Consider the following 9,637-nt stretch of genomic DNA (forward strand, 5'->3'; position numbering starts at 1 on the left):
GTCCCGTCTTCATGCCCTGGCCACGGCAGGATCACCCGACCGGGAATCCGCGTTCGACCCGCACGTTCCATGATCGGTTGAGATACGGCTTCTGACATTGATGCTGATACAACGCCGCCCGACAGAGGCCCACGTCTGTCTCACGGTGTCCGCGCGGGCGCTTAGCCTCGCGCTTTCACGAGGCGGGCTGTCCGACTGGTGATCAAGAAAGCAGATAGTGCCTCTGGCCAGCGAGAATGAGGATCGCTGAGGTCCTTGTTCCCGCCACCGCCGGAGGCACTTTCCAGGTGAAGCGACGGCGCTTGGGGACCGGGTAGCTTCTGACCTGGGCGTATGTGCTCTGGTTCGGAGCCCGAGGGCGTGGAATCCCACCGCTGTTGACCGTGGTTGTCCGGTCTTATGGGCACGCTATGGGCACGCCGTGCGCGAGTAGGTGAAGAGCCCACTCCTGCGCGGCTGACGACGCCCCGAGCTCCAGCAGCGAGCGCCGGCCGGAAGGGCACCGTTGCGGGAGCACACGAAGAAGGGTTCAGTGCTGGCCGGACAACCGGCGAAGCCGCCCTTGGCGGCTAGTGCGCCAACTCAGTCCTCGTCCTGGGCGCGCCGGTAGAGCTTGGCGATGTCGTCGTCGAAGTACGCGGCGTAGGAGACGTCGTCCTGGTCACCGCCGCCCTCGTGGCCGCCCAGGACGCCGATGACCGTGCCGGTGTGGCTCTTGGGGTCGTAGCCGGCGAGCCAGGGACTGCCGCTGGTCCCGTCCTCGAGGCCGGTGCACTGGATGCGCAACTGGTACTCGCTGAACTTCGTGGTGCGGTTCTGGCACGAGACCGGGGTGTCACGGCTGGCGGGGTAGCCGGTGATCTTGACCTTGTTGTCGAAGCCGCGGCTCATGCCGAGGGTGTTGCCGCCCAGGACGTCCTGGATGTCCTTGCCGTCCTTCTGGGCCAGGACGAGGAAGGCGAAGTCGAGGTCCTCGTCCTGCGATGCGGCCCAGCGGTCGTCGACGACCACCTTGCTGACCTTCCACAGACCGGTGGGTTCGTCGCCGTTGCGGTAGCCGGGGGCGAAGACCAGGTCGTTCCGCGGCTGTCCGGAGTCGGCGTCGAAGGCGCAGTGGGCCGCGGTGATCAGCATGTTCCGGCCCGGACTCTGCACCACGCTCGCCGTGCAGAAGTGGCCGCCCTGGCCGTCCTTCTCGAAGACCGCGCCGATCCGGGCGTTCTCCTCGGTCCTGCGAGGGGTGTACGCGTTGCCGTCCTTGGCCGGGGCCGTCGCGGAGAAGTCCTGGTCCTGGCCCTGCGGGGACTGGCCCGGCTTGCCCGACTTGCCGAAACCGCTGCGCCCGCTGCTTCTGGCCGTATGGGCTTTCTCCGCGGCGTCGCTCACCACTGCTGCCGTCCCGACGATGACCAGCGTCAGGGGCAGGATGGATTTCCTGGCTAGCGAGCGCACAAGGTCATTATCGACGCGGTCCGGGAGTGCGGGAGGTGCTTCACCTGGAGGCTTCCGTCACAATCCACCGTCCGGACAATCCACCGTCCGGATCGGCCATCGGCACCCTGGTCGAGCGTGCCACCCGCTACCTCATGCTCCTGCACCTGCCCGGCGACCACGGCACCGGACACCGGCGAGCTCGTGCGCTGCCCGCTCAAGGACGACAACTACCGCACCATCGACTCGATGGACTGGCTGTCCGCCCTGGTCGCCAACCACATCGCCCGTACCAAGCCGACGCCTTGGCCGTGCCACGGGGGGCCGTACGTCTTCCGTGGACAGGACGCCCGCTCGTACCGGTGGTCACCAGAGCCCAGGCGTGTATCAGAGGGCGTCGTCCTTCTGCAGGTCGGAAGTGACGGCGGTGTCGCGTGAACGCAGCACGCGGATCGCAGCGATGGCGCAGGTCAGAGCCAGCAGTCCGCCGCCGAGGATATAGATCAGCCCGTCGGTCGCGCTGGACTTGTTCGTTGCCTTGGTACGTGCGGGCTGGTGGGGGAGCGTGACCAGGGCGTAGTCGCCGAAGCCCGGGACGTTCGAGCCGTAGATGTCGTTGCCCGACCTGACGGTGGCCAGGCGGTGCCAGCCGGTTGCGGTCGTCGTACTCATGACCGGGGTGGGCGCCGGACCGGTCGGGGCCCGCAATGTGATGGAGGAGGTCGGATCGGATGCGTCGTGGATGCGGGCCGGGCCTTTGTCGGTGAACGCGGTGACCCGGTAGCTGGCCAAAAGCATGGGCAAGGATCAACACGCCCTGGTCCCTTCCTCCGGCGGGGCGCAACAGCGCCACGTACCGCAGACCGCTGGGCCGAGCCCGACGTGGCGGGGCTGGAGCGTAACAGGGGGGTGTTCGGCGGGTGCAAGAGCGGGCATCGCGCGCGACGACGCAACGCGGAAAGCCTAGGGGGTGACGAACTGGTAGCCGGCGTCGAGCAGGCGGGGGAGCACCAGGCGCAGGGCGGCCACTGTCTGGGAGCGGTCGCCTCCACCGTCGTGCTCCAGGATGATCGATCCGGGACGGGTGTGGGCCATGATCCGCTCAACGATGAGCGAGGCGCCTGGCCGCGACCAGTCGTGGGGGTCGACGGACCAGTCCAGCAGTCGCATGCCCATCTCGCGGCAGGTGGCCAGGGTCGGCTCCGACCAGACTCCGTAGGGGGCACGGAAGATCGTGGGACGCTGGCCGGTGAGCTTCTCGATCGTGTCGCTGGTGCGTTCCAGCTGGGAGCGGACGGTCGTGGCGGATGCCCGGGCCAGGTCGGCGTGGGTCCAGGTGTGGTTGGCGATCAGGTGGCCTTCGGCGGCCACCGCCCGCACCAGGCTGGGGTACGCGCTGACGCGGGCACCGACCTGGCAGAACGTGGCGGTCACGGCGTGGCGGCGCAGAAGGTCCAGCACCTGCGGCGTCCATTCCGGGTTCGGACCGTCGTCGATGGTCAGCGCGATCGCTCGCGGGCCCTGGTGGACGTAGAACTCCGGCCGGCCCGGCAGCTCGACGCGGGCCGGCTCGCTGGCGTGGGAGTCGCCCGGATGAGTGGGCTTCACGATGTCCGGTGCCGAGGTCCCTGTGTGTTCAGGCGTACCGCCAGGGGCTGTGCAGGCGCTGAGAAACATCAATCCGCCGACTGTCAGCAGGGCCCGGCGGGTGACATGCGTACTGCCTGTGTTCTCCATGACTTGGTAACTGCATCACCCCGGAGGGTGGTTGCGTTCTTTGTGGGCAAATTGCTGGTGGCCTGATCCACTCGATGGAATGGGCTCCTGGCCGACATCAGACGGTGGTCGCGTTCAGTGTCGTTCAGCCGCCGCATGCCGTCGGACGCAGTCCGGGCACACCCCGGACAGCTCCACCGTGTGCCGGACCTTCGCGAAGCCGGAGTTCCGTGCGATGGTGTCCGCCCAGTCCTCCACCGGGCCTGAGTCGACGGGCAGGCTCAGGCCGCATTCCGCGCAGAGGAGGTAGTGGCGGTGGTCGAGGGCGGGGCGGTAGCGGAAAAGGCGTTCTCCGCCCGGGTCGCGGACCAGGTCGGCCCGGCCGGCGGCGGCCAGGGCGGTCAGGGTGCGGTAGACCGTGGACAGGCCGACCGGTGAGCCGTCGGCGGCGAGCCGGTTGTTGGAGTGCCTGGGCGCCGATGAAGCCCTCGGCCCGGACGAGCGCCTCGACGACGACAGTGCGTTGCTGGGTGTGGCGGCCGATCAGTGTGATGTCGGCCGACGGTGTGGGGGCGGGCCGTCAATCGAGTTCCATCAGCGTGCCTTCGCTCATGGGCCGGTGGGGACGGCGGTTGCGGCTCTCGTACGTGGGCCGGGGACCGGGCGTCGTATCAGAAAGGTGGCGGTGTAGACGGCCGTGGCGACGGCCATGATGGCGAAGCTCGGTGGCATTCTCGGCACCGCGTACGAGGCGAGCAGCCCGGCCCACATCTCCAGTACCGCCAGCGCGGCGGAGAGGGCGAGCGCCCGGTAGGGGCGGTCGGTGAGGCGAATCGCGGCGCCTGCGGGGGCGGCGAGCAGGCCGAGCAGGAGCAGGGACCCGACCGCCTGGGGATCGGGTCCACCCCGATTCGCATGCGGGCTGTGTAGAGCAGGCCGTCGAGGTGGTCGATCTCGTGGTGGATGAGGCGGGCGAGACCGCGTTGTTTCCCGAATCTGCGGGTTTGTGCCCGGTGTGCTCCTACCGGCGGCGTGCCGAGGAACTGGTGCGGGAGGCCGTCGACCTGGCCGTCGCCGTTCGGGCTGACCTGTCGGACGCGGCCGCGGTTGCCGCGCTTACCCAGCAGTGCGAGAGGACACCCGCGCCCTGCTGGCGGCGGCGTGCGAGCGGGCCTGCGGTCTGGACGCCGATCCGGCCTGGGCAGCGTTCACTGCGCCGCAGGTCGCGCAGCGGATTCGGGACGAGCGGCGCGCGGCCGCGCTGCGTCGGCTACTCGGGGCGCAGGAGGCTGTGGCGGAGGCCGACGCGCGTATGACGCGTGTCTTCGGCGTCGCGGCCGCGGTGCCGAGGGGGCTGCTGAGCAGGCCGCGGAGGAGGCTGGCCGCCGTACCGCCGAGTTCCTCCTCCGCCGGCGCCTGGGCGAACTGCATGCTTTCCGCCAGCGCGCGGCTGACAGGAGGACAACATCCGTCGCCTAGTGTCCGTGCCGTCGTGACCAATGCGCTCGGGGACGTCTGGACAGTGGTCGGCTGCCTTGTGGTGATCGACGGCTCGACCCGATTACGCCTGGAACTCGGTGAGATCGATGGCGTGAACGCGCAGTGGATAGCCGTACACCGGGTGTGCCGTCTCCCGCTCGGGCACCATGCCGAGCTTGCGGATGACGTTCTCGGAGGCGTTGTCCCCCACTCGGTTGATGCTGATGACGCGGTCCAGGCCGCGGTCCTGGAGCGCGAACTCCAGCGTGGCGTGGGCGGCTTCGGATGCGTATCCCTGGCCCCAGAACTGTGAGCCGATCCGCCAGCTGATCGCCACGGCAGGCATCACCTCCGGCAGGAACTCGGGCACGGACAGTCCGGTGAAGCCGATCAGTTCGCCCGAGGCCAGCAGTTCGACGGCGAAGAGTCCGAAGCCCTCTTCATCCCACTCCTCCTCCCATCGCTCGATGTCCTCGGCCGTGTGTTCCAGGTCGCGCACCGAGCCGTCGTCGATCCAGCGCATGACCCTCGGGTCTGCGTTGATGTCCGCCATCGGCGCGAGGTCGTCGTCGTGCCAGCTACGGAGGAGGAGACGGGGTGTGCGGATCTCGGTCATGCGCCCATCCTGTCGGAGGCGAGCGACTCACCGGTAATCCTGCGCCCGCTCGGCTGTTGCTGCGAAACCACAAGGCGTCACAGGCGCCTGCACTGGACCTTGAGAACGGGCCTTACTACGCAATGCTCCGGGCCATCCGCCCAAGGCCTAGTAGGGGGCAAGAGGTGACCCTCCCACGCGGACACCGCAGCGGGGCCAGCGGGCGCACCGGCACGACGGGGCGCGTGTCGGCGAGTGACCGGCGGGGCTATGTCTTGGCCGGTCAGGAGGCCGGCACTGCGTCGGAGCCAGCCGTGCCGGAGGGGATCACCGTGAACAGTTCGCTGGTCTGTGTCAGCTGCAGCAGTCGTTCGGGCTGGGTCTGCAGGCCGGTGACGGCAAGGCGGCCACCTTCGGCGTGAAGGCGGCGGCGCAGCGTGATCAGCAGGTTCAGGCCGCTGGAGTCCATGAAAGGCACTCCCGACAGGTCCAGGTACAGCGTCTTGCCGGCCAGCGGGATGACGGCGGTGGCCTCGGCCAGTGCCGGGTAGGTCTGCGGGTCCATTTCCCCGCTCACGGTGGTCACAGTGCGGTCGGTGTGGTGCTGTGTCACCGCGGTCAAAGCGTTCATGGTTCGCCCCTCGTTTCCGGGGTCGAGCCGATCACGCCCTCCGTAGGTGGAGGGCATCAAGCACGCGGCATAGGGCCGCATACAGCCGAGCGAGACAACCCGTACCGTGTCCCGGTCACCGAGAAGATGACCTTTTAGTAGTGGTTCGTGAGTCTTTGAGTCGTTCTGTGGTCGCCTGATGGTGTGGGTGCAGGCGAAATCCATGGGTCCGTGGTGTGGGGTCTGCTGGGGTTGGCGGGGTGAGTGCACGCAAGCCGTATCCCAGTGACTTATCGGACGAGCAGTGGTCGTTGATCGAGCCTGTGATCACCGCCTGGAAGGACCGGCACCGCTCGGTCAGCGGTCATCAGGGCGCCTACGACATGCGGGAGATCGTGAACGCGATCCTCTACCAGGGTCGGACCGGCTGCCAGTGGACCTACCTGCCACACGATCTGCCGCAGAAGAGTGCGACGTACTACTACTTCGCCGCCTGGCGGGACGACGGAACCGACCAGGTCATCCATGAACTCCTGCGCTGTCAGGTCCGTGAACGCGCCCGCCGATTAGAGGACCCGACCCTGGTGGTGCTGGACACCCAGAGTGTCCACGCGGCCGCCGGGGTCCCCGCCTCCACGACCGGCTACGATCCGGCCAAGCGGGTACCGGGCCGCAAGCGCGGCCTGGCCGTGGACGTCCTCGGCCTGGTCATCGCGGTCGTCGTCCTCTCCGCGAACATCCACGACAACACCGCAGGCATCATCCTGCTGGATCAGGCCGCCGGGCACACCGGTGGCACCGTCCGCAAAGCCCTGGTCGACCAGGGCTTCAAGAACCAGGTCGTCGAACACGGCGCCGCCCTGGGCATCGACGTCGAGATCGTCGAACGCGACCCCGGGCACCGGGGATTCCTGCCGCAGCCGAAGCGGTGGAGGGTCGAGCAGACCTACGGGATTCTGATACTGCACCGGCGCCTGGTCCGTGACTACGAGCACCACACCGCCTCATCCGCCTCCCGCGTCTACTGGGCGATGTCCCACGTCATGATCCGCCGTCTCACCGGCACGAACACCTCCACCTGGCGCGAACAGGCAGTGAGCGCGTGAACATTCGCCCCCTCCTTGAGGCACTGGATCTGCAAGAGGACGCCGCGCGGGCCCTGGCCGACGACCTTCGCGCGCAAATCGACGACCTGCAGACCCGGCTACAGGAGGCCGAGACACACCTCGAGCACCTCGCGATCACACGCAAGACCGTCACCGGCCTCGCCGACCGGCTCCCCGCATCCCCGCCCGAGCTGCCCGAGCACCCGGGGACTACACGCGCATCCTCGCCGCCTTCAACGAGTCGACCGGCCCTCTGCGGGCCAAGGGCCACGACATGCTGCCGAAGAACATCGAAGGCACCCGGGCCAAGCTGAAGCGCCTGGTCAAACTCGGCATCCTCACCGAAGCCGACACCGGCAACATCGCCAGGAACCAGTAGCCGGCACCGCGGCCAGCACCCCTGCCGCAAGCCTCACTTCGAAACGGACATCAACTCACGAACCGCCCACTGAGGACACGCTTTGGGGGCTGGCGAGTAGGGCACGCAGCGGGGCGGTGTCAGGCGTGTCCGCGACAGCCGCGTCGATGGCGTCGTCCATGCCCTTCTCCCACGACTCGGGCAGCATGAGTCCGGGCTGCCCAGACCAGGCGATATCAGGTTTGGCGTGTCCGGACTCGACCAGGCGCAGGTGGACCATGCCCGCGAGTCCGTCGAAGATCTTGGGCCGGATGAAGTTGCGGGCCGACGGCCCGATAAGTCGCGCCGCCTGATGCGGCTTGGGCATACGGTCGGCGACCGCCATCCAGAGCAGGCCCCGGTCGAACGCGTCGAGTATCTCCTCCAAGCCGGGCAAGAGGTCGTCGGCCACTTCCTCGGCTGTTGCATCGCGACGCAGGGTCACCGTACCGCCTGCTCCTTGCCCCAGAGAGCGAAGCGCCCTGGCCACGGCGACCCGCAGCGGCCGGGACCAACCCTCCGCGTCGGCGACCGCGCGAGCCATGACGAGGTCGTCCCAACTCATGCGCCGCAGCCGCGCCGCCTCCTGCGACAACGTGCGCGCCTCCAGCGCAGCGAACGCCTGGCCCGGGGCGTGCAGCAAGGTGAGCGCGGCCGGCTCATCGGCCGACCCATCGGCTCGGCCATCGGCGGGCAGCTTCTCGATCAGGGCGATCCGTTCGGCAGTCGGCGGGTGGGAGTCGTACTCGTGCGGCCGAGGCGGGCGCTGCCCGGCAGAGAGTGCGTGGAGCCGCTCCGCCGTCCGGGCGGCGAGCAACCGACGGAAACCGCCGTGCACCTTGCCCGCAGGCGGCAGCGCTCCCAGCGGCCCGCCCATCGCGGCGTACGTCTCCATGTAGCGGGTGTGCGCGGCGGCGAGCACGGGAAGGATGTGCAGCGCAGCGGCCGTCATGTCACGGCCGGCGTGCCGGGCTGCCATCTGATCGGCGGCGAGCTCCTGGTGGCGAGCCAGGGACTGCGAGGTCCGCAGGAACATCCGGGCGTAGCCGACGTACAGGGTGCCGATCGCGTAGTGCAGCCGGGTGCTGCCCTCGCGAAAAACCTCCACCGTGTGCAGTACCGCAGTCCGGCCGCGCATCGTGACACCGCCGAGTGGGACGAGTACGGAGCCCGGCCGCTCTCGGTGACGGACCCGCTTGGTCACACGACCCGCTACGCCTATGACGACGCCGGCAACCTCACCGGACTCACCCTGCCGGACGGCTCGGTGGCCCAGGCGACGTACAGCGCGCTGAGCCTGCCGACCGAGGTGGTCGAGCCGAGTGGGGCGGTCTGGCAGCACACCTACGACGAGCGGGGCAACCTGCTGGCGACGGTGGACCCGACCGGCGCCGAGACCCGGTACGTGTACGACGACGCGGGCCGCCCGACGGCGATCACGAACGCGCTCGGCCACACCCGCACCGTGGCTTACGACAGGGCGGCCCTGGCCGTGGCCCTGACGGACGAGCTCGGTCTCACGACTTCGCTCTGCCGGGACTCCTTCGGCCGCATCGTCAAGGTGACGGATCCGCTGTGCCACACCATCCGCATGGGCTGGACGACCGAGGGTAAACCGTCCTGGCGGGAACAGCCCGACGGCGCCCGGGAGACATGGACCTGGGACGCGGAGGGCAACCTGCTCGCCCACACGGATCCGGCGGGCATGACGACCCAGCTCACGGCGACACACTTCGACCTGCCGGTCGCCCGGACAGATCCGGACGGCGCCAGTTACGACTTCACCTATGACACCGACCTGCGCCTCACCGCTGTCCGCAACGCACAGGGCCGCACCTGGACCTACAACTACGACGAGGCCGGCCGCCTGGTCGCCGAAACGGACTTCAACGGGCGCACCCTGACGTACGTCCATGACGCGGCGGGTAACCTGACCGCCCGGACCAACGGCGCGGGCGAGGTCTTGTACTTCACACGGGACGCGCTTGGCCGAGTCGTCGAACAGCGTGATGACGCGGGCGACATCACGAGATATGAGTACGGTGACGACGGCATGTTGTCACGGGCTCACAACGCAGACGCCGAGATAGTGCTGGAACGGGACGCCTTAGACGCCATCTCATTTGGCTGCCTGGGTAGGCTGTCGGCCGTGGTGGGGATCGTTGAGCGGCTGGTGCCGTACGAGTTGTGGGAGCTGTTTCAGCGAGTGGTGCCGGAGGCGCCGGTGCGGCCTCAGGGTGGTGGTCGTCGTCGGCATGGTGACCGGGAGGTGCTGGCCGCGATCGTGTTCGTGGCCACGTCCG

Annotated in this window: 9 protein-coding genes and 2 pseudogenes; 3 read left to right on the top strand and 8 right to left on the bottom strand. The window is 68.7% G+C overall.

What is annotated here, in order from left to right:
* Positions 1-582: 582 nt before the first annotated feature.
* Complete coding sequence (locus ACZ5NH_RS44670; RefSeq protein ID WP_468784128.1) at positions 583-1,452, bottom strand: trypsin-like serine peptidase; 870 nt, start codon at positions 1,450-1,452, stop codon at positions 583-585.
* A 168-nt stretch (positions 1,453-1,620) separates the two neighbouring features.
* On the opposite strand from ACZ5NH_RS44670, the pseudogene ACZ5NH_RS44675 reads away from it, so the two are divergent.
* Positions 1,621-1,804, top strand: a pseudogene (locus ACZ5NH_RS44675) (LacI family transcriptional regulator); the annotation flags it as partial.
* Between the two features lie 14 nt (positions 1,805-1,818).
* Here the strand turns inward: ACZ5NH_RS44675 and ACZ5NH_RS44680 are convergent.
* From ACZ5NH_RS44680 to ACZ5NH_RS44705, 6 genes are all read right to left on the bottom strand, one after another.
* Positions 1,819-2,229 (bottom strand): hypothetical protein, encoded by a 411-nt coding sequence (locus tag ACZ5NH_RS44680; RefSeq protein ID WP_468784130.1) that lies wholly within the window; start codon positions 2,227-2,229, stop codon positions 1,819-1,821.
* A 165-nt stretch (positions 2,230-2,394) separates the two neighbouring features.
* Positions 2,395-3,039: a polysaccharide deacetylase family protein gene (locus ACZ5NH_RS44685; protein WP_468784132.1), complete on the bottom strand. Its 645-nt coding sequence runs from the start codon at positions 3,037-3,039 to the stop codon at positions 2,395-2,397.
* A 243-nt stretch (positions 3,040-3,282) separates the two neighbouring features.
* Positions 3,283-3,666, bottom strand: a complete 384-nt coding sequence (locus tag ACZ5NH_RS44690; RefSeq protein ID WP_468784142.1) for a Fur family transcriptional regulator — start codon at positions 3,664-3,666, stop codon at positions 3,283-3,285.
* 90 nt (positions 3,667-3,756) lie between these two features.
* Entirely contained in the window at positions 3,757-4,143 is a 387-nt protein-coding gene (locus ACZ5NH_RS44695; protein WP_468784144.1) for a metal ABC transporter permease, read from the bottom strand.
* A gap of 565 nt (positions 4,144-4,708) precedes the next feature.
* Positions 4,709-5,242, bottom strand: a complete 534-nt coding sequence (locus tag ACZ5NH_RS44700) for a GNAT family N-acetyltransferase (RefSeq protein WP_468784134.1) — start codon at positions 5,240-5,242, stop codon at positions 4,709-4,711.
* 262 nt (positions 5,243-5,504) lie between these two features.
* Positions 5,505-5,852: an STAS domain-containing protein gene (locus ACZ5NH_RS44705; RefSeq protein WP_468784136.1), complete on the bottom strand. Its 348-nt coding sequence runs from the start codon at positions 5,850-5,852 to the stop codon at positions 5,505-5,507.
* Positions 5,853-6,091: 239 nt separating this feature from the next.
* Between ACZ5NH_RS44705 and ACZ5NH_RS44710 the strand changes: the two genes are divergently transcribed.
* Positions 6,092-6,937 carry an IS5 family transposase gene (locus ACZ5NH_RS44710; RefSeq protein WP_468784138.1) on the top strand — a complete coding sequence of 282 codons (846 nt, stop codon included), beginning with the start codon at positions 6,092-6,094 and terminating at the stop codon, positions 6,935-6,937.
* A gap of 434 nt (positions 6,938-7,371) precedes the next feature.
* Here the strand turns inward: ACZ5NH_RS44710 and ACZ5NH_RS44715 are convergent, their stop codons facing one another.
* Positions 7,372-8,472 carry a hypothetical protein gene (locus ACZ5NH_RS44715; RefSeq protein ID WP_468784140.1) on the bottom strand — a complete coding sequence of 367 codons (1,101 nt, stop codon included), beginning with the start codon at positions 8,470-8,472 and terminating at the stop codon, positions 7,372-7,374.
* A gap of 1,011 nt (positions 8,473-9,483) precedes the next feature.
* On the opposite strand from ACZ5NH_RS44715, the pseudogene ACZ5NH_RS44720 reads away from it, so the two are divergent.
* Positions 9,484-9,637 (top strand): annotated as a pseudogene (locus ACZ5NH_RS44720) (IS5/IS1182 family transposase); the annotation flags it as partial.

It is taken from the genome of Streptomyces sp. NPDC031426 (genome assembly GCF_055581585.1).

What these genes read in the sequence shown, in the direction of transcription:
- ACZ5NH_RS44715 (WP_468784140.1), bottom strand. Translation starts at nt 8,472, where the DNA reads ATGCGCGGCCGGACTGCGGTACTGCACACGGTGGAGGTTTTTCGCGAG.
- ACZ5NH_RS44705 (WP_468784136.1), bottom strand. Translation starts at nt 5,852, where the DNA reads ATGAACGCTTTGACCGCGGTGACACAGCACCACACCGACCGCACTGTG.
- ACZ5NH_RS44700 (WP_468784134.1), bottom strand. Translation starts at nt 5,242, where the DNA reads ATGACCGAGATCCGCACACCCCGTCTCCTCCTCCGTAGCTGGCACGAC.
- ACZ5NH_RS44680 (WP_468784130.1), bottom strand. Translation starts at nt 2,229, where the DNA reads ATGCTTTTGGCCAGCTACCGGGTCACCGCGTTCACCGACAAAGGCCCG.